This is a genomic window from Clostridium sp. YIM B02500, assembly GCF_022324665.1.
GTDB lineage: Bacteria > Bacillota > Clostridia > Clostridiales > Clostridiaceae > Clostridium > Clostridium beijerinckii.
Map to the genome: position 1 here is coordinate 55,483 of NZ_JAKGTE010000023.1, position 25,132 is coordinate 80,614.

Here is a 25,132-nt window from a genome sequence, read left to right on the forward strand (position 1 = left end):
ATATGTTTAGGAGGAAAAAGAATTGTCTTTAATACATAAATTTAAACAAGGCGAAAATTATTTTGTTTTAGATGTGAATACAGGAGCTGTTCATGTTGTAGATGAACTAGTTTATGATATATTAGATGATAGCCAATTAAGAAATAAGAAAGAAATATTAGAGGAACTTAAGGGAAAATATAATGAAGAAGAGATTTCAGAGGCTTATGATGAAATTCAAGAGTTAGCTGAAGAAGGAATTTTATATTCAGAAGATCAATATGAAGAAATAGCTCATAGCTCTATGGATGATAGAGATTACATAAAGGCTATTTGTTTAAATGTAATTCATGGATGTAACCTTAGATGTAAGTACTGTTTTGCTGACGAGGGTGAATATCATGGACATGGCGGAGTCATGAGTGCAGACACAGCAAAAAAAGCAATTGATTATGTGATTAAGAGAAGTGGACCAAGAAAAAATATAGAAATAGATTTATTTGGTGGAGAGCCAACTTTAATTATGGACACAATAAAAGAAATAATTAAGTATGCTAGGGATAACGAAGAAAAATGGGGAAAGAGAGTAAGATTTACAATGACCACTAATGCTACTCTATTAACTCCAGATATGATGGATTATATGGATAAAGAAATGGGAAATATAATTCTTTCTTTAGATGGCAGAAAAGAAGTTAATGATAATGTTAGAATTAAGCCAGATAAAAGCGGTTCTTTTGATGATATAGTTCCAAATATAAAGGAAATGATTAAGAGAAGAACTAAAGGAAAAACTTATTATGTAAGAGGAACGTTCACAAGAGAAAATACAGATTTTTATGAAGATGTAATGGCAATGGTTAATGAAGGGTTTAGAGAGTTATCCATAGAACCAGTTGTTTTAGAAAATGGACATCCACTTTCATTAAGAGAAGAAGATATAGATACAATCTTTGAAAACTATGACAAGCTATATGAAGAAATGGCAAGAAGAAAACGAGAAGGAAATGATGAATTTAAATTTTATCATTTTAATATAGACCTTCAAGGGGGACCATGTGTTTACAAGAGAATTTCTGGATGCGGTGCAGGATTTGAATATGTAGCTATAACTCCTCAAGGAGAAGTGTATCCATGCCATCAATTTGTTGGAAAAGAAGAGTTTAAGTTAGGAAGTATACACGAAGATACTTATAATGGAGAATTAGCTCAAAAATTTAAGAAAGCACATATATACAATAAGCCTAAATGTAGGGAATGCTGGGCAAAATTCTACTGTAGTGGTGGATGTCAAGCTAATAATTTTAATTTTAATGGGGACATGAACATTCCTTATGAAATTGGATGTAAGATGCAAAAGAAGAGAATTGAATGTGCAATTGCGCTAAAAGCTGAAGAAAATTAATTTTTATATAATAACATAATAAAAAGAAGGGGAACTCCATTGCCTTTGCTACTGAGAGAATATTATTTGGGACATACTGATAAAAGTTTTAACAACCTGTACTTGTTTCTTGAATTAATTAAAATAAGTATAGATGAAATAGCTTCTACTTGGTAATTTCCATAGATGATTTTTTATCGAGCACTTCGCAAGAGGAGGTCTCTTTTTATATAATAAAATTGATATAATAACATTTTAAATGAACATCTTGGAATTAAATATAATATATATTGCAATTGGAGTTCCGCATTTCAGCTCTAACTGAGAAATTTTTATAAATAAGATTTTTTATGTAAATCTTCTATTGCAATGTATAAGAATGTAAGGAGAATAGATATTTGGAAGAATACATTTTGGAAAATGATTTGAGATTAATTTATAAACATACAGATTCAGAACTATCATCAATTTGTATTTCTTTAAATGCAGGAGCTGGAGTTGAGAACGAAAAGTTTGGAGTAGCTCATGCAACTGAGCATATGGTTTATAAAGGAACAAAAAATAGAACTGAGAGAGAAATAAATGAAGAGCTGAGCAGTATCTTTGGATTTAATAATGCCATGACTAATTATCCATATGTAATATATTATGGAACTCTGCTCGGAGAAGATTTACAAAAAGGTGTGGAAATTTTAAGTGATATAATAATTAACCCGGAATTTGGAGAAAATGGATTCAAAGAAGAAATGGATGTCATAAAGGAAGAATTAAAAGAATGGGATGAGGATATAGATCAGTATTGTGAGGATAATTTATTTCTTAACTGCTTCAGTAATAGAAGAATAAAGTATCCTATAATAGGAACATTTGATGATCTTGAGAACATAACTTTAGATAATATTAAAGAATTTTATGATAAATATTATTTTCCGGGAAATACTTCAATTGTTATAATTTCATCAGTAAAGTTTGATATAGTTAAGGAAATTATATGTAATTATTTTTTTGAGTGGAAGAAAAAATATATTATCCAAGAAGGTATTAGTGGACTTGATAATAAAAAATTAATAGAATATGAAAAGCCTCAAAAGGGTACTTATAACAATGTAAGAGGTGGAATAAGGGCATGTAAAGTTGAAATGATATTTCCAATTGATGATTTAAGTGAAAAAGAAATTAAGGCGCTTAGAATTTTTAATCAATATTTTGGAGAAGGGATTAATTCAATTCTTTATGATGTTTTAAGAACCCAAAATGGGTTAGTATATGATGTACTTACTAAAATTTCAAATGAGAATTATATAAAACTATATAAAATCACATTTAGCACATCAGAAGAAAATGTAGATAAAGCTATATCTTTAATAGAAGGATGTATAGCAAAGTTAGATTTGTTGCAAAAGAAACTTGATAATGATCAGATAGAACGTTTAATTAAGAGCTTTAAATTAAAAAGATTATTTAGAGAAGAGCAGAGTATAATACTGGCCAAAGAGCTGGCGACATATGACTGCATGTTTGGAGATTATAAAATTTATACTAATGAGATTAAAGAAATGGAGTTGCTAACAAAAGAAATGATTTTTCAAGTAGGTAGGAAAGTACTGAAGAATTTTACAACACAGATAATTGAGAGAGCATAAAAGGAGGTAGAATTATGTACAGTTTTAAAAATGATTATAGTGAAGGCGCACACTCAAGAATATTAAATGCATTAGTTGAAACAAATTTGGAACAAACCGATGGTTACGGTACTGATCAGTACACAGAAAGATCAGTTAATCTGATGAAGAAGAAAATTGATAGAGAAGATGTAGATATACACTTACTAGTTGGTGGTACACAAGTTAATCTTACAGCTATATCAGCTTTTTTGAGACCGCATCAGGCGACAATAGGAGCAGATACAAGTCATATAAATTGTCATGAAACTGGGGCAATTGAAGCAACTGGCCATAAAGTAATTACAATGAGAACAAACGATGGAAAACTTACTCCAGATTTAATTCAAAATGTTGTAGATTCTCATAGCGATGAACATATGGTCCAACCTAAATTAGTATATATATCAAATTCTACAGAGCTTGGAACTCTATATACTAAAGCAGAGTTAATTGATTTACGTGATTGCTGTAAGAGGAATAAACTGTTATTATATTTGGATGGTGCTAGACTTGGATCAGCACTTGTGGCGGAAGAAAATGATTTGACTTTAGCTGATATAGCAAAATTAGTTGATGCATTTTACATTGGAGGAACTAAAAATGGAGCACTTTTTGGAGAAGCACTTGTAATATGCAATGATGAATTAAAAGAAGATTTTAGATATTTTATTAAGCAAAAAGGTGGATTATTAGCAAAAGGAAGGTTGCTTGGAATTCAATTTGAAGAATTATTCAAAGATGATTTGTATTTTGAACTTGCAAAACATGCAAATAAAATGGCACTTATGCTAAAGGGTGCAATAGTAGATGAAGGATACAAGTTTTTAACTGAATCTTTTACAAATCAACAGTTTCCTATATTCCCTAATAATTTAATTGAAAAGTTAAGTGAGAAATATTCTTTTAATATTGAAAGAATAATCGATTCTAATTATACTGCAATTAGATTAGTGACATCATGGGCAACTAAAGAAGAAATTGTATTAGAATTTATCGAAGATCTACATCTATAAAAAAGGCATGAAGTATTAACTAGAATCTTTTAAGAACAATTAAGTATTTTTAAAAAGATTAAGGAAAAAGGCACAAGTGTAATATAGAGTATTTAATTTATGAAATAGAAAGTATGTTTTAAGCTTCATATCGTTTGATCGTCGATATGAAGCTTTTATCCATGGTTAGCTATATTTGAAATTAGATTGGAGCGGTATTTTTGAAGTTACCATTATTAGAAGGATTACTTAAATACAATGATGAAGAAAATCTACTTCTTTCCATGCCAGGAAACAAGGGGGGAATTGGATTTGCTAGAGATGAAATTGGGCTGGAGTTTGTTAATAGAATGGGATTTTTAGATATAACAGAGGTCGACCCATTAGATAATTTGCATTATCCAGAAGGGATAATAAAGGAAGCTCAAGAGCTATTAGCTAAAACTTATAAGGCTAAGAAAGCCTATTTTTTAGTAAATGGAAGCTCATCAGGAAACTTAGCAGCTATGTTTTCAGCATTTGATGAGGGCGATGAAGTTTTAGTTGAAAGAAACTGCCATAAGTCAATTTATAATGGATTGATTATGAGAAAGTTAAAAGTTAAATATATAGAACCTATTATTGATGATGAATTAGGACTATTTTTACCACCTAATAAAGAGAATATATATAAAGCGTTAGAGAATAGCTCAAAACCAAAGGGAATTATAATAACATATCCAAATTATTTTGGGATTACATATGATATAGAAGAGATTATATGTAATTTGAAGGAAATAGGATTAAAAGTCATAATCGACTGTGCTCATGGAGCTCATTTTGGAATAAATAAAAGATTGCCAAAGTCTCTTGCGAGTTTAGGAGATTATGTGGTTTTAAGTGCACATAAAACTTTACCAGCCCTAACTCAAGGCGCATATCTCTTAGTAAATGAAGATAATGACATAATAGATTTTTACATAAAGTTATTTACTACAACTTCACCATCTTATCTGATAATGGCATCTTTAGATTATGCAAGATATTATTTAGATACATACGGGAAAGATGATTATGATAAATTAATAAATGAATCTGAAAAGTGGAAGAAAAAAATTAATAAGCTAGGAAAGGTTTATATATTAAGTGAAAGTGACTTAGATAAGCATAATGATAGAATAGAAGGATACAAAATTGATCCTAGTAGATATATAGTTATTCTTCCTAAAGGGTATAATGGACATAAATTTCTAGATTATCTAAGAGATAATAAAATACAGGCTGAGATGAGTTTTTCAAGAGGAGTTGTTTTAATCCTATCACCATTTAATACAGAAGAAGATTTTAAAATTATATACGAAACTATTTTAAATTTAGATATGAGAAATATGTCTAGAGAAATAGAGATAAAATATTCTAGAAATATACCTATTAAAAAATTTGAGCCTTATGAAACTTTTAAATTAAAAAGCAGATGGTGTGAAATAGAAAAGTGTGAAGGTTTAGTAGCTAAAGAATCAATAATACCATATCCTCCAGGAATACCTTTGGTTTGCCCAGGAGAAATAATATCAAAAGATGTTATAGCAATAGTAAGGGACTATATTATAAATAAAAAAAGTATAATTGGAGTAAATAATAATAAAATTCGGATTTTAGATATAAATTAATATAAATGATGAATCTATAATTTACTATAATCCTATTGGTATAAGCTTAAATATTGTGTTAAAATATATCTATTTAGAATAATATATATGATGATAATATGCGGGGAGGGATAGACAATTATATATGGAAACAAATATTGTAACCAAACCAAAGAATAAAGTTGATGTGAAAAAGCCTAAGAATTATAAAGTTGTTATGTATAATGATGATTATACAACAATGGAATTCGTTATTAATATACTGGTAGTTGTATTTAATAAAAAGTTAATAGATGCTGAGAAGATAATGTTAGATGTGCATGAAAGGGGTAAGGGAATAGCAGGAATATATAGTTATGATATAGCAGTTACTAAAGTTTCAACTGCAATGTCAATGGCTAAAGAAAAGGGCTTTCCGTTTAAGCTTACTGTAGAGGAGGCGTAAAATATGAAAATTACGAATGAAGTTAATTTGATATTACTTAAAGCATACCAAGAAGCAAAAGAGAAAAGCAGCGAATATATTACACCAGAGCATTTACTGTATGCTGCAACTTTTGATAAGAATGTAGAGTATGCTATTAAAGAATGTGGTGGAAGTTTAGAAAATTTAAGATATAATTTGGCAACTTACGTGAAAACATATATAAATAAAATTGGTCAAGGAGAACCACAAGAGAGCATAGAGTTTCAAAGAGTCATTTTAACAGCAAATGAACAAATTAAGTATAGCGGAAAAGATGCAATAGATGTAGATCATATACTCTCTGCAATTTTTAATCTAGAAGATAGTTATGCACGATATTATCTAGAGCAAGAAGGCGTTACAAGAAGAGAGTTGCTATATTCTTTGTGTCATAGTATAGATGAAGATACTCGAAATTCTTATGATGATGAAATGCAAGAAAATTTTAAAGAAGATGAGAATGAATTTACTGAGAATGAAAGTAAAGAGAAAGTGGAGAAGAAAAAAGAAGATGCATTTCTTAATAAGTTTACAATAGACCTTATTAAGAAAGCTACAGAAGAAGAAAATGATCCATTGATAGGACGAAAAGATATTTTAGAAAGAAGTATACAGATACTCTGTAGAAGGATAAAAAATAATCCTATACATGTAGGCGAGTCTGGAGTTGGTAAGACTGCTATAACTTTAGGACTTGCAAAGTTAATAAGTGAAGACAAGGTGCCAGAAAAATTAAAAGGAAGTTCTATGTTTTCTTTAGATATTGGATCTGTTATAGCAGGAACTAAGTATAGAGGAGATTTTGAAGAAAGAATAAAAAGAGTTTTAGATTTGATTAGCAAACAAGATAAGCCAATTGTATATATAGATGAAATTCATAATATTGTAGGTGCCGGAGCGTTAAATGGTGGCGCATTAGATGCGTCCAATTTGTTAAAACCTTATCTTACAGAAGGAAAAATTAGATTTATTGGAGCTACTACTTTTGATGAATATAAAAAGTTTTTTGAAAAAGATAAAGCATTAAGTAGAAGATTTCAAAGAATAGATGTTAAAGAACCATCTATAAAAGAAGCTATACAAATATTAGATGGACTTAAAAAGAATTATGAAGAATATCATAATGTAAGTTATACAGATGAAGCAATCGGAGATGCAGTAACTCTAAGCGATAAGTATATTAATGACAGATATCTGCCAGATAAGGCTGTAGATATTATAGATGAAGCTGGAGCTTATGTTCGTATGCATAATGAAGATATGAATGAGCAGATTATAGTTGACAGAAAAACTATTGAGGAAATAATATCAAAGATTTGTAATATTCCAAAGCAAACTGTGGAAAGTAGCGAGATAAGTTCTTTAAAGCACTTGGAAAAGGACTTAAAGGAAAATATATTTTCACAGGATAAAGCCATTGAAGAAGTTGTAAGATGTATAAAGATGTCTAGATCTGGATTAAACGATGAAGATAAGCCAGTAGCATCTATGCTTTTTGTTGGGCCTACCGGAGTTGGAAAAACAGAGATTGCTAGATGCTTATCTAAAACTCTAGGAATAGATTTGATTAGATTTGACATGAGTGAATATACTGAAAAACATTCAGCTGCAAAACTCATAGGATCACCTCCAGGATATGTAGGTTATGAAGAAGGCGGACTTTTAACTGATTCAATAAGAAAAACGCCACATTGCGTATTATTACTGGATGAAATAGAAAAGGCACACCCGGATATTTTGGGTGTATTGCTTCAGGTTATGGATTATGCCACACTTACTGATAATAAAGGCAGGAAAGCTGATTTTAGAAACTCAATAATAATAATGACCTCTAATGCTGGAGCTAGAAATATAGGTAAAAAGCTTATTGGCTTCGGAGATAGGGAAGTCAAAGGTGAAGCTATAATGGAAGAGGTTAAAAAGTTCTTCACACCTGAATTTAGAAATAGACTGGATAAAATAATAGTATTTAATGGAATGACTGATATTATGGCAGCAAATGTTGCTAAAAAGCAATTAAATAACTTTAAAGATAAATTGAATTCTAAAAATGTTGAAATAGAATTTAGTGAAGAATGTGTAAATCACATTGCTAAAATAGGAACATCAGAGGAATTTGGGGCAAGAGAAATAGCAAGAGTTATAGCTTCGAATATAAAACCATTACTTGTTGATGAAATTTTATTTGGAAAGCTAAGCGAAGGTGGAAAGTGTGTAATTGATTTTGTAAATGAAAAATTTGAGTTAAAGATCAATTAAATCTACTTAAAGTAATGTGATTCATTATTATATATGTAAAAATAAATGTAAAAGAGTCCTAGTCCTATGTAATATCATCTGGAGAGATTACATGATAATTAAATATAAACTATATAATAATATGTTTTTGAATAAAAATTATGAAGACAGACATAATATTAAATGACAAAAAGAAATTTTTAAGCAAAAAGAGGAGGTGAACTATTGCAAAGTTATTTTAACTTGAGCAATGGAACATTAGAATGGAAGATAAGACATTAATATGCAAAGATTGTGGAAGAGAGTTCGTTTTTACTGTAGGAGAACAAGAATTTTATAAGGAAAAAGGTTTTGAAAATGAACCAGTAAGATGTCCTGACTGCAGGAGAGCTAGAAAGCAACAAAACAATAGAAGATAGAAAGTAATAAATTTTCTATTGATTGAGTAAGAAGCATAAGAGTGATTAAATCTTATGCTCCTTTTTATTTCCGTATGATATAAATATATTTTTTAGGGTCAATTTTAGTTAATTCAATAGAATATTCTGCATTTAAATAAAAAAATATAAAAAATATATTGAATTTTTTATACTTTTGCTAGTATAATATAAAGAAAGATTTGAATAAAAAGTGATTTGATTTTTCGTATAATCTTTTTTATTTAAAATTTTATAGTCATATTGGATAGTAATTTTAAAAATAAAGTTTTAAAGATAGTGATAAGGAAGAGTATATAAATGGTAAACTTTTAAGAGAGCTAGAGGTCGGTGGAATCTGGTAAGTATCCTTTATAGAAGCAGCCTTTGAATTTTATAGCTGAGAAATAAAAATTTTTAGAAAATAAGAATTTTTAATTAGGCTATAACGTGTTCCTCACGTTATAGAGGTGGAGTATAATATGTACTCTAGCTGAGTGAACAATTTTTAAGTTGTTTATTAGGGTGGTACCGCGAAGTAGTTCTTTCGTCCCTTGTGTGGGATGGAGGACTTTTTTTATTTAATTATATTAAAATAAGGGGGTTATTTTCAATGGAGGAAATACTTGAGATATTAGAAAAAAATAGCAGATACAGTGATGAACAAATAGCAGTTATGACAGGTAAAACTGTTGAAGAAGTTAGAGAAGCAATAAGAGATTATGAGGAAAAAAGCATTATAGCAGGTTATACAACGCTTATAAATTGGGAAAATACAGGTAGTGAAACAGTAACAGCGTTAATAGAAGTTAAGATAACACCGCAGAGAGGTGTTGGATTTGATAAAGTTGCAGAAAGAATATATAAATTTTCAGAAGTTAAAGCATGCTACTTAATGTCTGGAGGTTTTGATTTAACGGTTATTGTTGAAGGAAAGACTATGAAGGAAGTTGCTCTTTTTGTATCAGAAAAACTAGCAGTGCAAGAATATGTATTAAGTACAGGTACTCACTTTGTATTGAAGAAATATAAAGATCATGGAAAGATATTTAAAGAAAAGAAGATAGAAGATAGGGAGGCAATATTTATATGAGATTAGAAGACATGATTTTAGACAACGTAAAAAATATGCCTCCGTCAGGAATAAGAAAATATTTTGATATAATAAATGAAATGGATGACGTTATTTCTCTAGGTGTAGGAGAACCAGATTTTGTAACTCCGTGGAATGTAAGAGAAGCTGGAATTTATTCTTTAGAGCAAGGACATACTCATTATTCTTCGAATGCAGGATTTATTGAGCTTCGTAGTGAGATATCAAAGTATCTTCATAGAAGATTTAATCTTAACTATAATCCAGAAGATGAAATAATAGTTACTGTTGGCGGAAGTGAAGGAATTGATATAGCACTTAGGGCATTAGTTGGGCCTGGAGATGAGGTTATAGTTCCAGAGCCAAGCTTTGTTGCATATAAGGGATGTACTGCATTTACTGGAGCAACAGCTAAGGTTTTGAACCTTAAAGCAGAAGATGAATTTAAACTTACTCCTGAGGATTTGGAGAAAGCAATTACACCTAGAACAAAGGTAGTTATAATACCGTTTCCTAATAACCCAACAGGTGCAATAATGACTAGAGATGAACTAGCAGGAATAGTAGAAGTTCTTAAAGATAAAAATATTATTGCAATTTCAGATGAAATATACTCAGAACTCTGCTATGGAGAGAAACATGTTTCAATAGCATCCTTTCCAGAAATGAGAGATAAGACTTTAGTTATAAATGGATTTTCTAAATCATATGCTATGACAGGATGGAGACTTGGGTATATCTGTGGACATCCGATTCTAATAGAAGCGATGAAGAAAATTCATCAATATGCTCTTATGTGTTCACCAACAACTGCTCAGTATGCAGCGATTGAAGCTTTAAAAAGTGGTGATAGAAGTGTAGAAGAAATGTGTAAGGAATATAATAGAAGAAGAAGAGTTCTATTGGATGGATTTAGGAAGATGGGATTAGAGTGTTTTGAGCCTCTTGGAGCATTTTATTTATTTCCAAGTATTAAATCTACGGGTATAACATCGGATGAATTCTGTGAACAACTGCTTATAAATGAAAAAGTATTAGTTATTCCGGGAAATGCTTTTGGTGATTGTGGAGAAGGATTTATAAGAGTTTGTTATGCGTCATCAATGGAAGATATTATGGAAGCATTGAAAAGAACAAAGAGATTTCTTGATAAATTGAGAGAGAAATAATAAAAATGGAGTGGTTTAAGTATAAAAATACTTTAGATCACTCCTTTAATATATACCTAGAGAAGAGTGAAATAAAATTATATTAATAAAAAAAGTTTGTAAATATACATATCATAAATTATACTAGTATAGACATAGAATGGCTTAAACTGAAGATAAATGGCATGTAGTATTGATAAATATTATAGTGAAATCAATAAAACTATGAATATTGACATCATATTCCTAATATATTATTATAAGTGTGGAAGCGATACCATAAATAGTTCGACTTTAAAAATAACTTGGCTTAAAGCCTTAGAAATTAAGAATTTAAGTTGTAAATTAATCTGGTCTATAAATAATAGTATTTCACGATTTAGTTTTAATAATGGAATAAATTTTGAGGGATTATGAAAAAAATTTGACGAGGTGGGGTGTTATGTCAGTTACTATAAATGATATTGCGAAAAGGGCTAAAGTATCCTCGGCAACAGTTTCAAGAGTTCTTAATAATTCAGGTTATGTAAAAGAAGAAACTAGGCAAAGAATATTAGTCGCAATAAAAGAAATGAATTATACACCGAGTGCAATTGCAAGAAGTTTGTCGAAATGCGAGACTAATACTATAGGAGTTATCGTTCCAGATATAACTAATGCATATTTTGGAGAAATTATAAAAGGAGTAAGTGAGAGAGCAGAAAGAAATAATCTGAATATAATTTTGTTTAATACAGATAATTATTTAGAGAAGGAAGTGCGTGCTCTTAAATTGCTTAAAGAACAAAGAATTAAAGGAATTATAATGACTCCAGGATTTGGTGAAGAAAAGTTTAATGAAAATTATATTAAAACAATAAATACTTTAAATATTCCTATAATATTAGTTTCGGCTGATGTTAAATTTACAAAGTTAAATGGAGTTTTTGTAGATAATATAAAAGGTGGATTTGAGGCAACAAACCTGCTAATTAAAGAAGGTCATACTAAGATTGGAATAATGACAGGATTATTGAGTTCAGAACCAGTAATGGATAGATTAGAGGGCTATAAAAGAGCGCTAAAAGAAAATGATATTGATTTTTGCAGTAAATATGTTTTATATGGAGATTTTAAATTAGATAAGGCATATGAATTAACTAAAAAATTACTTAAAGAAAAAGACCGTCCTACAGCATTAGTTGTTTGCAGTAACATGATGACGATGGGAGTTATAAAAGCTCTAAAAGAAGAGAATAAGGATATTCCTAGGGACTTGGCTATAGTGGGATTTGATAAAATTGACTTTTTAGATATGGTAGGATTAAATATTACATATATGGAAGATTGTCCAATTGAGCTAGGGAGATCCTCCATGGATATGCTGTTTGATATTATTAGCAGTAATGAGGATGATAGTGTAAGAAGAAGGATCATTGCACCACAAATTGTAGTTAAAGGTTCAGAGAAAAAGATATAAATTTATATATATGCTGCAAAAGTAATTCTTCATCATAATTTTAAAAAAGATTGCAAGAATTTTAGTGGTAATTGTGCATTGTGAATTACAACATATATACATAGTCACAAGTTGAATACATATTCGTAATATTAAAGTCAACATATTATAAATATAATTAATTAGAAGAATATTTATAATAACTGTTTTATTAAATTTAAATCGTGGATATTATCCATGAGTTTAAATATTAATTCTTATATTTTAGGAGGAAGGTTAATGAAAAAGAGATTATTATCATTATTAGCAGTTTCAGCAATAACAGTAACGTTATTCGCTGGATGTGGATCAAGTGGAAGCGGTACTAGTACAGCTGACAAAGGAAGCAGCAATGCAAAAGAATATCAAGTTGCTATGGTAACTGATACAGGTGGGGTAAATGACCAATCGTTTAATCAATCTTCATGGGAAGGTCTACAAAACTTCGAAAAAAACAATAAGGGTGCAAAAGTTAGTTACTTAGAATCTAAGCAAGAATCTGATTATGCTACTAATCTAGATAAAGTTGTAGATAGCGGCAATAAATTAGTTTGGGGTATTGGTTTTGCAATGTCAGATGCAATAACAAAGGCAGCAAAATCAAATCCAGATGTTAACTATGCTATAGTTGATAATTCATATGGAGATGATACTCCAGCTAATGTTACAGGAGTTATGTTTAATGCACAAGAACCTTCATTTATAGTTGGATATATAGCAGCTAAAACAACAAAAACAGGTAAAGTTGGATTTGTTGGTGGTATAAAAAGTGGAATTATAGATCAATTCCAATATGGATACCAAGCTGGTGTTCAATATGCAGCAAAAGAATTAGGTAAAGATATTACTGTAGATGTTCAATATGCTGAAAGTTTCTCTGATGCATCAAAGGGTAAAGCAATCGCAAATAAAATGTTCTCTTCAGGATGTGATATTGTATTCCACGCAGCAGGTGGAGTAGGTGTAGGTGTAATTGAAGCAGCTAAAGAAGCAAATAAGTTTGCAATAGGTGTTGACCGTGACCAAGCATATTTGGCTCCTGACAATGTATTAACATCAGCATTAAAACTTGCAAATGTTGCAGTTGAAAATCTTTCAAAAGAAGCTATGAGTGGAAATAAAATCGGTGGAAAAACATATACTTATGGTTTAAAAGAAAATGCAGTAGGAATTCCAACTGAAAATAAAAACATGGATCCAGAAGTTTATAAGGCAGCTATGGCAGTTCAAGACAAAATTAAGAACGGTGAAATAGTTCCACCTTATAATGAAGATACATTTAAAAGCTTCGGTAAATAAGGATAATTAAATAATATATGTGTGACAATGATAAATTTACATTTAAAGTTCTAGGAAGCTATGTGCAATGGCTTAAGGCTAAAATGCAGAAAATGAATTGTAATATATATATGGCAGATATGAAATAGGGATGGCTTTGCTAGCTAGTGATTCACTGTTAGCAAAGCATATTATTAATTAAGGGAGGACTTGGTATGGAAATTAGCAAACAATATGCAGTGCAGATGCGTGGAATTACAAAAATGTTTGGTTCATTCTGTGCCTTAGATGATATCAATATCGATATTAAAAGAGGTACAATTCATGCACTATTAGGAGAAAATGGAGCAGGTAAGAGTACACTGATGAATATACTTTACGGATTATATCAAGCTGACCGAGGAGAAATATATCTTAATGGTGAAAAGATAAATATTAAAAACCCTAATATAGCCATTGAAAATGGAATAGGAATGGTTCACCAACATTTTATGTTAGTTGAAAATTTTACAGTAACACAAAATATAGTATTAGGTAGTGAAATTACAAGTAAATTTGGCATATTAGACATGAAAAAAGCCCGCGCGGAAATATTAAATATTGTTAAAAAGTATGGATTAGAAGTAGATCCAGATGCAAAAATTGAAGATATTTCAGTGGGTATGCAACAACGTATTGAGATATTAAAAGCCTTATATCGTGGAGCTGATTTATTAATATTGGATGAACCGACAGCAGTGCTTACTCCTCAGGAAATTCAGGATTTAATAAAGATTATGAATAATCTTGTAGCAGATGGAAAAACAATAATTATAATTACACATAAATTAAAAGAAATAAAGGAATCTTCTGATGTCTGTACAATAATACGTAGAGGGAAATATATAGATACTGTTAATGTTAAAGAGATAACAGGATCGGAGCTTGCCACAATGATGGTAGGTCATGCAGTTAAGTTAGTTGTTGATAAAGAGCCTGCAAAGCCAGATGAAGTTGTCTTTGAAATAGATAATTTAACTGTAAAAGATGAAAGAAAGTTAGATGCAGTTAAAAACTTATCAATTAAAGTACATAAAGGTGAAATTGTTGGTATTGCTGGAATTGATGGCAATGGACAAAAGGAATTGATCGAAGCAATTACATGCCTAACAAAATGTGAAAGCGGTACCATTAAAATAAATGGAGTAGAGATACAAAATACTACAACAGAAAATGTTATTAAGAATAAAGTATCAACAATACATGAAGATAGACAAAAGCGAGGACTTGTATTAGATTTCAGTGTTGCTGATAATGTAGTTATAGAAAAATATAGAAGCGAACCATATTGCAAAAATGGTTTCCTAAATAAAGACGAAATTATATCTCATACTAAAGATATGATAAAACAATATGATATAAGACCTGACAATTGTGAATTAATTCCTGTTAGAGGTTTATCAGGAGGAAATCAGCAAAAAGTTATAATTGCAAGAGAAGTAGCCAATGATCCAGACTTATTAATTGCAGTGCAGCCAACTCGTGGACTTGATGTAGGAGCAATTGAATATGTTCATAAAACATTAATAAGGGAAAGAGATAAAGGCAAAGCGGTTTTGTTAGTTTCGTTTGAACTTGATGAAGTTATGAATGTTTCTGATACTATAGCTGTAATTTATGCAGGGACTATTGTAGATACATTTAAGCAGGGAGAAGTTGATGAAAATACAATAGGTTTATTAATGGCAGGAGGTAAAAGAAATGAAAACAGTGGCAAAGATTCTTAAAAAACCAGTTACTTCAACATTCATTGCAATATTTTTTGGTTTTGTAGTTTCTGCAATAGTTCTTGGTATTGCAGGATATAACTCAATAGATGCTTTTAGCGCACTTTTTAATGGAATTTTTTCAAAACCTAAATATATATCTAATACAATTATTAAGGCTACGCCTATTATTTTAACTGGTTTAAGTGTTGCATTTGCCTTTAAAACAGGATTATTTAATATTGGAGCAGAGGGCCAATATATAATAGGTACAATTGCATCAACAATAGTTGGAATTAAATTAAATTTACCAGCAGTATTAGAAATTCCTTTAGTAATTTTAGCTGGTGTAGCTGCTGGAGCAGTGTTTGGTGGTATTGTGGGAATTCTTAAGGCGAAATTCGGAATACATGAAGTTATAACCAGTATAATGCTGAATTGGATTGCATTATATTTATCTAATTTCGTTGTATCTACAGATGTATTTCACCAACCAGATTCAACAAGTACTTATATGATTAATGAATCTGGATTTACTACTATACTTGGCAATTGGAAGACATCTGATGCTGGAATGGAATTTCTTTCTCATCACAAATGGTTATCAGAAGTTTTATTAAAAACAGATGTTAATATTGGAATTATTGTTGCTATTATAATGGCTGTAGTTATATCGATTTTATTATATAAATCAGCAAAAGGTTATGAATTACGCGCAGTTGGATTAAATAAAGATGCAGCAGAATTTGCTGGAATAAATGTTAATCGTAATATAATTCAATCAATGGTAATTGCAGGTGCATTATCAGGTCTTGCTGGAGCACTAGCTATCACAGGCACAGCACCCCATAAGTTATCTACTATGGCTGCTTTTGAAAATAATGGATTTAACGGATTATCAGTTGCATTAATTGCAGGAAGTTCACCTATTGGATGTATATTTGGAGGATTATTATATGGTGGATTACTATATGGAGGTCAATCTGTACAATCTGCTATAGGTGCACCATCGGAAATAATAAATATAATGATAGGTACTATTGTATTTTTCGTAGCATTAACTAAGATTGTACCTGCTTTAGCTGACAGACTTTTAAAGAGAGGTGAGAAGAATGTTAAATAGTATTGCACTATTAATAGGTATTACACTAATGTATTCAGCACCGCTAATATTTGGAGCATTAGGTGGAGTTGTTTCTGAGCGTTCTGGAGTTGTAAATATCGGAATTGAAGGTATGATGACTATAGGTGCATTTACTGGTGCGGCAGTAGGATATTATTCTGGAAATGCATGGCTTGGATTTTTAGCTGCAGGAATTGCAGGTGGAATAATGGCTTTATTACATGCAGTTGCATCTATAACATTCAATGCTGATCAGACAATATCAGGTATTGCTATAAATTTATTAGGTGCAGGTTTCTCGTTATTTACATGTAGGTTATTATTTGAAGGAGCTACTATGACTAAACCAGTAGCTACTAAATTACCTAAAGTACTTGGAGTAGATATTACAGTTTTTATAGCACTTATAATTACAGTAGTCATTTGGTTTATTTTATATAAAACTAAATGGGGATTACGTATTCGTGCAGTAGGAGAGCATCCAGCAGCAGCAGATACTCTTGGAATAAGTGTAACTGCAACTCGTTACGTGTGTGTTATGATTTCTGGAATACTTGCAGGGTTTGGTGGAGCATCTATGACACTTGCAATAATAGCACAATTTACGCCAACAGCAATTAGCGGTCAAGGCTTTATTGCATTAGCAGCAGTTATTTTTGGTAAATGGACTCCACATGGCGCATACGGAGCTTGCTTATTATTTGGATTTGCTCAAGCATTAACAGTTGTATTAGGTGGTGGAACCTTTGCTATTCCTTCGCAAATACTTGCAATGTTACCATATATTTTAACAATTGTAGTATTGATTCTTTTTGTTGGAAAATCAGTTGCACCAAAAGCTGATGGAGTTCCTTACGAAAAAGGTACTCGTTAATAGAAAGAAGAAAGATTGTTATTATCACAGGACTGCGAAAATTTCGCTGAAAGTGCTGATTGTTAATTCAAATTATAGTTATATATATGTTGTAGAATAATTCTACATCATAATTCTAGAAACATTGAAAGAATTTTAGCCGTAATTGTGAAATGTGCATTGTGAATTGTAACATATATAGTTATAAAATAAATTTAAGGAGTAATGAAATATGGATGTAGCTAAATATATAGATCATACAATATTAAAACCAGAGGCGACAGTAGAGGATGTAAAAAAGTTATGTAAGGAAGCTAAAGAATACAATTTTGCTTCAGTTTGCGTAAATGGATGTTATGCAAAATTAGTAAGTACTGAACTTATGGGGACTGATGTGAAGACATGTGTAGTTGTTGGATTTCCATTAGGTGCAATGACAAAGGAAGCTAAAGCTTTTGAAACAAATCAAGCCATTGAAAATGGAGCTACTGAAATAGATATGGTAATAAATGTTGGAGCATTAAAAGATAAAAATTATAGTTTACTTAAAGAAGATATAGAAGCAGTTGTAAATGCAGCCAAAGGAAAAGCATTAGTAAAGGTAATTATTGAAACATGTCTATTAAGTGATGAAGAAAAATTTAAAGCTTGCGAAATAGCTAAAGAAGCTAAAGCTGATTTTGTTAAAACATCAACAGGATTTTCTAGTGGTGGAGCAACTAAAGAAGATATTGCGTTAATGAGAAAAACTGTTGGGTCAGATTTAGGTGTAAAAGCATCTGGAGGAGTAAGAGATTTTAAGACGGCTATGGATATGATAAATGCAGGAGCAAGTAGAATTGGTGCTAGTGCTAGTATATCTATAGTTAGTGAAAGCAAATAAATTATTATTATAAAATAGTTTAAATATATTGATCATTAATTGAGATGATGTGGTTAAAATTATGGAGGTAAAAAATGAGTGTTCATATTAATGCACCTGAAGGTGCTATTGCAGAAAGCGTATTATTACCAGGAGACCCTTTAAGAGCAAAGTTTATAGCAGAAAACTTTTTAGAAGATGTAGTTTGCTATAATGAAGTTAGAGGTATGTATGGGTTTACAGGAACATATAAAGGTAAGAAAATTTCAGTTCAGGGAACAGGAATGGGAATACCTTCAATTTCAATATATGCAAATGAATTGATACAAAGTTATGGGGTTAAAAATCTTATAAGAGTTGGAACATGCGGTGGATATAGCGAAAAAGTTAAGGTTAGAGATCTTATAATAGCTATGTCTGCATCAACAGATTCAAATCTTAATTTAGTAAGATTTCAAGGTAGAACATTTGCGCCAACAGCAAGTTTTGAATTATTGAAACCAGCATACGATATAGCGGTTGAAAAAGGCTTTGATCCTAAGGTTGGTAGCATATATAGCTCTGATGTATTTTATGGCGATGATGATGAAGATTGGAAGAAGTGGGCTAAGTTTGGTTGCTTAGGAGTAGAGATGGAAGCAGCAGCGTTATATACAATTGCAGCTAAATTTGGAGTTAATGCATTAGCATTACTTACAGTAAGTGATCACTTTGTAACTGGAGAAGTTACAAGCGCAGAAGAAAGACAATTGACATTTACAAATATGATGGAAGTTGCTTTAGATACTATAGCAAAAATAGAGAATTAATATCAAAGAGTTAAAATAGTAATTTGAAAGAGAAGATTCTTACTTGAGGTTAGAGATAACCATATGCTAGTAATTAGTATATAATTAAAAGTAAGGATTTTCTTTTGTTATAATGCAAATTTTAAATTGTTAATACACAATATAAAGTCAAAATATATTTGTTTTTTGTCCATAATCAAACTATGATTTAGCCATCAATATAGTGCAAAAATAATGATTCATAATAATTCTAAATATAGTGCATGAATTTTAACCATTATTGTGAATTGCAACACATATATTTAAATATATATATAATTTAAAATAATACATAGATTGGAATATTGTGTGAGGAGACCTAAAGAAAATTAAAATGAAAGTAAGTGAAATGAATTTATGAATATACAAATATTTGGAACTAAGAAATGCTTTGATACTAAAAAGGCAGAAAGATTTTTTAAAGAAAGAAATATAAAATTTCAGTTTATCGATTTAAATGAAAAGCCTATGAGCAAAGGCGAATTTAATAACATAATTAAAGCGGTGAGTATTAATGAATTAATAAATACGAAGGCAAAGGAATATGTAAAATTAAACTTTAATAATATACGAAGTGCAGAGATTAAAGCAGAATTATTATTAAAAAATCAAAAAGTTATAAATACTCCTATAGTAAGAAATGGTAAAGAAGCAACAGTTGGATATAAAGCAGAAGAATGGAATAGATGGATAGAAAACAACTAAAATAATTTTTGAAGATGATGCTACTATACCAACAGTTTCTATTTAATCTCATGTATACTATAGAATTTTTTTAGAATACTAAAATTGAGATTATTTTAGAAAGGATATGAAGTAGTTATGGCAAAAGCAGGAATGAGAAGACCAGACCCAAGTGAACCACATGGAACAGAAAGTAATCATAAAACACATTATAAAAAAAATGAGGTAAAAGATGTTCCAATAGAGATACAAGGAAAAGCTAAGACTGGAAATAAGAAAGCGTCTCCCATAGAATAATGTGTGTATAAATAGAGTCATAGTAGAAGTGATGTAGTGTAAGGATGGAAGTTAAATTTCATCCTTATATTATATACATATATTTTCTCAATATTATGGAAGAACTACAATTCAAAATAAATTAAAACTTATTTTGACAAAATATAAAAGATATAGAATAATATAAATAATAAATAAATTTTTACTCGAATATTGTTTTATAAGTTTAATATAATCTTATTTATTATTGTTCTTATATATTTAATTAGGGGATTTTTTAATTTTTAGGTCATAGAGATAGATATATATTCTGTCTATACTTAGAGACATAAAATTTGTTATATGATGGGTGTGAGTATTATGGAGAAGAGTACAAAAGTAATAAGCTTTAACCAGTTAAAAGAAGGAATGGTAATAGCTAAAAATGTAGAGCAAAATGGGAGTGTATTACTTAAAAAGGATATTTCGGTAACTGAACAAATTATAGAAAAAATAAAAAAGTTATATGTTATTGGGAATGTAGAGATATATTGTGAAAATATTGCTGCAAAAAGTATTGAAGTAGAATTAAAGAAAGAGACACAATGTAAAAAGATTGAAGAAGAATTCAATGAAATTTCTTTAGCATTAAGAAAAACTTTTAGACAACTTGTCAATAACAATGAAGAAGCTCTAAACGAAGTGAGGGAATTTTCTAGAAAAATTCAAAATGAGATACAGCCAGGTAGCTTGGTTATAAAGAATATAGTTCTTTATGGAAGTGGAACAGATTCAATATATAGACATGGAGTAAATGTAGCAGCACTAAGTGCACTCATAGGAAAATGGACAGGATTAGAAAAGGCGAAGTTAAATTTATTAGTATATTCAGCAATTCTTCATGATTTTGGAAAGACAAAAATAGCAAGAGAATTACTAATGAAAGAAGTAGGATTAACACAAAATGAATTTAATACAATAAAAACCCACGCTCAGAAAGGATATATGGTAATAAAAGAACTTTCATTTTTGGACAAGGCTGTGAGCTATGGGGTACTGATGCATCATGAAAGATTAGATGGATCTGGTTACCCGCTTGGGTTAAAGGGTGAAGCTATACATCCTTTTGCAAAAATCATCGCTATAGCTGATGTATTTGATGCAATTAATTCTAATAGAGGATATAAGAAAAAAAGGCTTCCATTTGAAGCATTGCAAATAGTTAAAAACGAAAGTTTAGGAAAACTAGATTACGAATATGTAAAGATATTTTTAGAGCATGTTATAGATTATTATACAGGTGAAGAGGTATTATTAAATACTAATGAAAAATGCAAGATAATACAGATGAATGTAAATAATTTAGAAAAGCCTCTGATTTTGAAGGGCGAAGAGTTTATAGATTTAGAAAAAGAAAAGAACTTATATATTAAAGAGATATTATTATAAAATAGAAAGTTTATGTAGTTTATAACTATTACGAAAATATAATTAGAGATTAATATAATTTAACTAGAAATAAATAAATTTAAAATAAAAATGTGATAAATAGTATATAATAAGGTAGTTGTTTTAAAAAATTTCTAATAAGTAAATTTTATTTAAAATATTTACCTTATTTTTGTATGTAAATTTATAAATCAATCTATATTTTAACTTGAAATTATAATGGATTTAAAATAAGTAATTTATATTAGTAGTTAAGATAAATTTTGATTCCAAAATTTATAGGTGGGAGGGGAAGATTATGAATGAAGATAACTTAGCATTAACGGCATCTTCATACTCAAATTTTAAGGATAAGTATCTTGAAATATATATTTCACAAGATAATTATAAGGAAAAAATGATAAATATAGTTGAACCTTATCTAAAGAAGAATCTAGAAAGTGGCTATATTCTAGGAGCAAATGACTTAAAACTTTATTACGAAAAATTCATTGTAAAGAAGCCAAAAGCTAATATAGTCATTTGTCATGGATTTGGAGAATTTACTGAAAAATACAATGAACTAATTTATTATTTTATAAAGGAAAACTACTCTGTTTTTATTCTTGAACATAGAGGGCATGGTAGATCACAAAGACTTGGGATGGATAATTATCAGATTAATGTTGAAAACTTTGATTACTATGTAGAAGATTTCAAAAAGTTTATAGATGAAATTGTTATTCCAGATAGTAGGAATAAGAAGTTGTTATTATTTGCACATTCTATGGGAGGATGTATAGGTACTGTTTTTTTAGAGAAATATAATAGTTATTTTAATGCTGCAGTGTTAAGTTCACCAATGCATGAAATTAATACTGGGAAAGCACCTAAGATTTTAGCAAATATTATTTCTAAAGCAATGAGGGTTTGCGGAAAAGGAAATTCATATCTTCCAGGTCAGAAGCCATATGTTGAAAAGAAGGATTTTTACAGTAGATCGACTAGTTGTAAGGAGCGATATCAATATCTTTTGGAAAAGATTAAAAAGAATGATAATTATCATAGTGGTGGATCATCGGCTTTATGGTATATCGAAAGTTTAAAAGCAACTAAAGAACTAATCAGAAGAAAGAATATCTCAAAAATAATCGTACCAATACTATTATTTCAAGCTGAATATGATACACATGTTATCCCAAAAGCACAGAATAGGTTTGCGCATTATGCTAAAGATTGTAGGGTGGTTCATATGAAAGGTTCTAAACATGAATCGTATTTTGAAAGAGATGAAATAGCTTTTTCTTTTTTTTATAGGGTGTTGTCATTCTACGAAAATAGCATTTAATAATAATATAACGTTAAAAGAACAAATTCTATCGATTAGAGTTTGTTCTTTTATAAGCATGAGATACAATTTATCTTAGAAATTGACTAAGTATATCTTTCGTTGAAAGTTTGTTACCATTAATAATATCTGTATAATCCTTTAATCTTTCATTTTCTTCATCTGTTAAATTCTCATTAGAACGTTTTTTTTCAACTAAACTTTTAAAATCTACATAGTCCTTATCTCCAAGTTTTCCTTTGATGATAGAATCTATAAGTGAATGTAGAGTTTTCTGTTGCTCTTCTGAAAGATCCTGACCTTTATTTTTACATTTTTTTAATTCAAGCAATTCCTTTTTTTGTTCGGCAGAAAGATATTTATAATTTTCCTCTCCAAACACATTAAAACCATTAGATTTATCTTTATGAGCATAGTAAGTTGAAATCTTTAAGCCGCCAAGTGAGTAAGAAGCTGCACTCGCAATTGTTGGTTTAGGAAGAAATGTTAGGCAATTTATTGCCAATAAGAAAGTTGTTATGTATTTTATAGCTTTTGTATTCATTTTTATACCTCCGAAGATATTTAATTTCAATATCTAGTATGTGACAAAAATGATAATAATATTTATATAAATTTTCTTATTATAGAAATAAAATATATAAACTTCCAATATGTATTTCTAATTATGGAGAGTTTTTATATAATTAGGAAGGTGATAAATATAAGGGCGCCTAAAAATCAGGTTTATTATTTATAAACTAGTGGTGTAAAAAAATGGCGTCAAAGTGGTATAATGTATATAAACTAAAGGGGATGAGATTATGAATTTATGGATTAGGGAAAGTATATTTTATCAATTCTATACACTTGGATTTTGTGGTGTTTTAGAACCAGGTAAAGTATATGATAAAAAAAATAGGTTAAACAAAATTGAAAAATGGATACCTCATTTAAGAGAAATGAGAATTAATGCTGTTTATTTTTCACCAATTTTTCAGTCGAGTTATCATGGTTATGACACCAAGGATTACTACAAAGTTGATGAAAGACTTGGAACTAATTCGGATTTTAAAGAAGTATGTGAGCAGTTACACAAGAATGATATAAGAATAATCTTAGATGGGGTATTTAATCATGTAGGAAGAGAATTTTGGGCATTTAAAGATGTTCAGATAAACGGAGTAAATTCTAAGTATTGTAGCTGGTTTGCAGATTTAAATTTCAATAGCAAAAGTCCGATGGGGGATGAATTTAATTATCAAAGCTGGAATGGCTGTTATGATTTAGTCAAACTTAATTTGAAGAATGAAGAAGTTAGAAATCATTTGTTACAGGCTGTAAGTACATGGATAGATGAATTTGATATAGATGGGTTAAGGTTAGACGCAGCTGATAGCATTGATTTTGAGTTTTTTAAAGTTTTAAAGAGATTTGTAGAAGGAAAGAAGAAGGATTTTTGGCTAATGGGTGAGGTTATTCATGGAGATTATAATAAATGGGTTAATCCTGAAAGTCTCGATTCTGTGACAAATTATGAATGTTATAAGGGAATTTATTCAAGTCATAACGATAAGAACTATTTTGAAATTGCATATTCACTAAATAGATTATTTGGTTCAGGCGGAATTTATAAGAATCTATGTCTATATAACTTCGTTGATAATCATGATGTTAACAGGCTAGCAAGTACATTAAAAAAGCCAGAATATATATATAATTCATATATATTGCTTTATACAATGCCAGGTGTGCCTAGTGTATATTATGGGAGTGAATATGGTCTCAAGGGAGTTAAAGGAAATGGTACAGACTTACCTTTAAGACCAGAATTAGAATTTGGAAAAATAGATGAACAAGATGATAAGTTATTTGAATTAATTAAAAGGTTAGGTAATATTAGAATTAATAGTGAAGCATTAAGATATGGGGATTATGAACAAGTTGTTGTTAAGAATGAACAATTCATATTTTCTAGAAATACTGATAATGATAGAGTTTTTGTAATATTAAATTTATCTGATAAAGAAAGTGTTTTAGAATTTAAATTACCCTTCGAAAAAGGTATTGATTTATTAGATGAAAATGAAATAGTGATTAATGCTAATGAAACAAGCATAGTGGTCCCAGCATTTTCGGGTAAAATAATAACAGAATTAAGAAAGTAACATGGAGATAATCTGCTAGAATTTAAGAATATATGGATAGGGTAAATATTATTTACATGAAAAACATTTAATAAAACTAGTAAAAGGGGTAATAATA

At 29.7% G+C, this 25,132-nt stretch carries 22 protein-coding genes and 1 other annotated feature; of the genes, 21 read left to right on the forward strand and 1 reads right to left on the reverse strand.

What is annotated here, in order from left to right:
- Positions 1 to 22: 22 nt before the first annotated feature.
- The 20 genes from scfB to L1S46_RS17910 all read left to right on the forward strand — a co-directional run bounded on the left by scfB (position 23) and on the right by L1S46_RS17910 (position 22,888).
- Positions 23 to 1,384, forward strand: coding sequence for a thioether cross-link-forming SCIFF peptide maturase (gene scfB, locus L1S46_RS17815; protein WP_238900601.1), 1,362 nt, complete (start codon positions 23 to 25; stop codon positions 1,382 to 1,384).
- Between the two features lie 377 nt (positions 1,385 to 1,761).
- Positions 1,762 to 3,006, forward strand: coding sequence for a pitrilysin family protein (locus L1S46_RS17820; protein WP_238900602.1), 1,245 nt, complete (start codon positions 1,762 to 1,764; stop codon positions 3,004 to 3,006).
- Positions 3,007 to 3,020: 14 nt separating this feature from the next.
- Positions 3,021 to 4,040: a low specificity L-threonine aldolase gene (locus L1S46_RS17825; RefSeq protein WP_238900603.1), complete on the forward strand. Its 1,020-nt coding sequence runs from the start codon at positions 3,021 to 3,023 to the stop codon at positions 4,038 to 4,040.
- A gap of 200 nt (positions 4,041 to 4,240) precedes the next feature.
- Positions 4,241 to 5,668, forward strand: a complete 1,428-nt coding sequence (locus L1S46_RS17830; RefSeq protein WP_238900604.1) for an aminotransferase class I/II-fold pyridoxal phosphate-dependent enzyme — start codon at positions 4,241 to 4,243, stop codon at positions 5,666 to 5,668.
- 124 nt (positions 5,669 to 5,792) lie between these two features.
- On the forward strand, positions 5,793 to 6,092 hold the full coding sequence (locus tag L1S46_RS17835; protein ID WP_012060310.1) for an ATP-dependent Clp protease adaptor ClpS: 300 nt from the start codon (positions 5,793 to 5,795) through the stop codon (positions 6,090 to 6,092).
- Positions 6,093 to 6,095: 3 nt separating this feature from the next.
- Entirely contained in the window at positions 6,096 to 8,372 is a 2,277-nt protein-coding gene (clpA, locus tag L1S46_RS17840) for an ATP-dependent Clp protease ATP-binding subunit ClpA (RefSeq protein WP_238900605.1), read from the forward strand.
- A 242-nt stretch (positions 8,373 to 8,614) separates the two neighbouring features.
- The gene (locus L1S46_RS17845; protein ID WP_012060308.1) at positions 8,615 to 8,770 is read left to right on the forward strand and encodes a zinc-ribbon domain-containing protein; all 156 of its coding nucleotides are present in this window, start codon (positions 8,615 to 8,617) and stop codon (positions 8,768 to 8,770) included.
- A gap of 288 nt (positions 8,771 to 9,058) precedes the next feature.
- Positions 9,059 to 9,325 (forward strand) — a binding site (T-box leader).
- Positions 9,326 to 9,380: 55 nt separating this feature from the next.
- On the forward strand, positions 9,381 to 9,860 hold the full coding sequence (locus L1S46_RS17850; protein WP_012060307.1) for an Lrp/AsnC family transcriptional regulator: 480 nt from the start codon (positions 9,381 to 9,383) through the stop codon (positions 9,858 to 9,860).
- Positions 9,857 to 11,029, forward strand: coding sequence for an aminotransferase class I/II-fold pyridoxal phosphate-dependent enzyme (locus L1S46_RS17855; protein ID WP_041899279.1), 1,173 nt, complete (start codon positions 9,857 to 9,859; stop codon positions 11,027 to 11,029). Before L1S46_RS17850 ends, L1S46_RS17855 begins: the two co-directional genes overlap by 4 nt.
- A 421-nt stretch (positions 11,030 to 11,450) precedes the next feature.
- Complete coding sequence (locus L1S46_RS17860; RefSeq protein ID WP_017210104.1) at positions 11,451 to 12,467, forward strand: LacI family DNA-binding transcriptional regulator; 1,017 nt, start codon at positions 11,451 to 11,453, stop codon at positions 12,465 to 12,467.
- Positions 12,468 to 12,725: 258 nt separating this feature from the next.
- A complete protein-coding gene (locus tag L1S46_RS17865) occupies positions 12,726 to 13,784 on the forward strand; it encodes a BMP family ABC transporter substrate-binding protein (protein WP_023973133.1) in 1,059 nt (352 codons plus the stop codon).
- A 194-nt stretch (positions 13,785 to 13,978) separates the two neighbouring features.
- Positions 13,979 to 15,529: an ABC transporter ATP-binding protein gene (locus L1S46_RS17870; RefSeq protein ID WP_275299022.1), complete on the forward strand. Its 1,551-nt coding sequence runs from the start codon at positions 13,979 to 13,981 to the stop codon at positions 15,527 to 15,529.
- Positions 15,504 to 16,631, forward strand: a complete 1,128-nt coding sequence (locus L1S46_RS17875) for an ABC transporter permease (RefSeq protein ID WP_078114632.1) — start codon at positions 15,504 to 15,506, stop codon at positions 16,629 to 16,631. Before L1S46_RS17870 ends, L1S46_RS17875 begins: the two co-directional genes overlap by 26 nt.
- Positions 16,621 to 17,505 (forward strand): ABC transporter permease, encoded by an 885-nt coding sequence (locus L1S46_RS17880; protein ID WP_238900606.1) that lies wholly within the window; start codon positions 16,621 to 16,623, stop codon positions 17,503 to 17,505. Before L1S46_RS17875 ends, L1S46_RS17880 begins: the two co-directional genes overlap by 11 nt.
- Before the next feature lie 211 nt (positions 17,506 to 17,716).
- Positions 17,717 to 18,367 (forward strand): deoxyribose-phosphate aldolase, encoded by a 651-nt coding sequence (gene deoC, locus L1S46_RS17885; RefSeq protein WP_238900607.1) that lies wholly within the window; start codon positions 17,717 to 17,719, stop codon positions 18,365 to 18,367.
- A gap of 74 nt (positions 18,368 to 18,441) precedes the next feature.
- A complete protein-coding gene (gene deoD, locus L1S46_RS17890) occupies positions 18,442 to 19,155 on the forward strand; it encodes a purine-nucleoside phosphorylase (RefSeq protein ID WP_012060299.1) in 714 nt (237 codons plus the stop codon).
- A gap of 375 nt (positions 19,156 to 19,530) precedes the next feature.
- Positions 19,531 to 19,878 (forward strand): arsenate reductase family protein, encoded by a 348-nt coding sequence (locus tag L1S46_RS17895; protein WP_017209118.1) that lies wholly within the window; start codon positions 19,531 to 19,533, stop codon positions 19,876 to 19,878.
- A 117-nt stretch (positions 19,879 to 19,995) separates the two neighbouring features.
- Positions 19,996 to 20,154 carry a hypothetical protein gene (locus L1S46_RS17900; RefSeq protein WP_170816496.1) on the forward strand — a complete coding sequence of 53 codons (159 nt, stop codon included), beginning with the start codon at positions 19,996 to 19,998 and terminating at the stop codon, positions 20,152 to 20,154.
- A gap of 339 nt (positions 20,155 to 20,493) precedes the next feature.
- Positions 20,494 to 21,561, forward strand: a complete 1,068-nt coding sequence (locus L1S46_RS17905; protein WP_238900608.1) for an HD-GYP domain-containing protein — start codon at positions 20,494 to 20,496, stop codon at positions 21,559 to 21,561.
- 298 nt (positions 21,562 to 21,859) lie between these two features.
- Positions 21,860 to 22,888, forward strand: a complete 1,029-nt coding sequence (locus L1S46_RS17910) for an alpha/beta hydrolase (RefSeq protein ID WP_238900609.1) — start codon at positions 21,860 to 21,862, stop codon at positions 22,886 to 22,888.
- Between the two features lie 70 nt (positions 22,889 to 22,958).
- Here L1S46_RS17910 and L1S46_RS17915 read toward each other — a convergent pair whose 3' ends face one another.
- The gene (locus L1S46_RS17915; protein WP_238900610.1) at positions 22,959 to 23,432 is read right to left on the reverse strand and encodes a hypothetical protein; all 474 of its coding nucleotides are present in this window, start codon (positions 23,430 to 23,432) and stop codon (positions 22,959 to 22,961) included.
- A gap of 259 nt (positions 23,433 to 23,691) precedes the next feature.
- Here L1S46_RS17915 and L1S46_RS17920 point away from each other — a divergent pair, with 259 nt between their 5' ends.
- Complete coding sequence (locus L1S46_RS17920; protein ID WP_238900611.1) at positions 23,692 to 25,035, forward strand: alpha-amylase family glycosyl hydrolase; 1,344 nt, start codon at positions 23,692 to 23,694, stop codon at positions 25,033 to 25,035.
- Positions 25,036 to 25,132 lie beyond the last annotated feature (97 nt).

Excerpts from the sequence above, each read along its gene's own strand:
- L1S46_RS17825 (WP_238900603.1), top strand. The coding sequence starts at position 3,021 with ATGTACAGTTTTAAAAATGATTATAGTGAAGGCGCACACTCAAGAATA.
- L1S46_RS17835 (WP_012060310.1), top strand. The coding sequence starts at position 5,793 with ATGGAAACAAATATTGTAACCAAACCAAAGAATAAAGTTGATGTGAAA.
- clpA (WP_238900605.1), top strand. The coding sequence starts at position 6,096 with ATGAAAATTACGAATGAAGTTAATTTGATATTACTTAAAGCATACCAA.
- L1S46_RS17845 (WP_012060308.1), top strand. The coding sequence starts at position 8,615 with ATGGAAGATAAGACATTAATATGCAAAGATTGTGGAAGAGAGTTCGTT.
- L1S46_RS17850 (WP_012060307.1), top strand. The coding sequence starts at position 9,381 with ATGGAGGAAATACTTGAGATATTAGAAAAAAATAGCAGATACAGTGAT.
- L1S46_RS17855 (WP_041899279.1), top strand. The coding sequence starts at position 9,857 with ATGAGATTAGAAGACATGATTTTAGACAACGTAAAAAATATGCCTCCG.
- L1S46_RS17860 (WP_017210104.1), top strand. The coding sequence starts at position 11,451 with ATGTCAGTTACTATAAATGATATTGCGAAAAGGGCTAAAGTATCCTCG.
- L1S46_RS17865 (WP_023973133.1), top strand. The coding sequence starts at position 12,726 with ATGAAAAAGAGATTATTATCATTATTAGCAGTTTCAGCAATAACAGTA.
- L1S46_RS17870 (WP_275299022.1), top strand. The coding sequence starts at position 13,979 with ATGGAAATTAGCAAACAATATGCAGTGCAGATGCGTGGAATTACAAAA.
- L1S46_RS17875 (WP_078114632.1), top strand. The coding sequence starts at position 15,504 with ATGAAAACAGTGGCAAAGATTCTTAAAAAACCAGTTACTTCAACATTC.
- L1S46_RS17880 (WP_238900606.1), top strand. The coding sequence starts at position 16,621 with ATGTTAAATAGTATTGCACTATTAATAGGTATTACACTAATGTATTCA.
- deoC (WP_238900607.1), top strand. The coding sequence starts at position 17,717 with ATGGATGTAGCTAAATATATAGATCATACAATATTAAAACCAGAGGCG.
- deoD (WP_012060299.1), top strand. The coding sequence starts at position 18,442 with ATGAGTGTTCATATTAATGCACCTGAAGGTGCTATTGCAGAAAGCGTA.
- L1S46_RS17895 (WP_017209118.1), top strand. The coding sequence starts at position 19,531 with ATGAATATACAAATATTTGGAACTAAGAAATGCTTTGATACTAAAAAG.
- L1S46_RS17900 (WP_170816496.1), top strand. The coding sequence starts at position 19,996 with ATGGCAAAAGCAGGAATGAGAAGACCAGACCCAAGTGAACCACATGGA.
- L1S46_RS17905 (WP_238900608.1), top strand. The coding sequence starts at position 20,494 with ATGGAGAAGAGTACAAAAGTAATAAGCTTTAACCAGTTAAAAGAAGGA.
- L1S46_RS17910 (WP_238900609.1), top strand. The coding sequence starts at position 21,860 with ATGAATGAAGATAACTTAGCATTAACGGCATCTTCATACTCAAATTTT.
- L1S46_RS17915 (WP_238900610.1), bottom strand. The coding sequence starts at position 23,432 with ATGAATACAAAAGCTATAAAATACATAACAACTTTCTTATTGGCAATA.
- L1S46_RS17920 (WP_238900611.1), top strand. The coding sequence starts at position 23,692 with ATGAATTTATGGATTAGGGAAAGTATATTTTATCAATTCTATACACTT.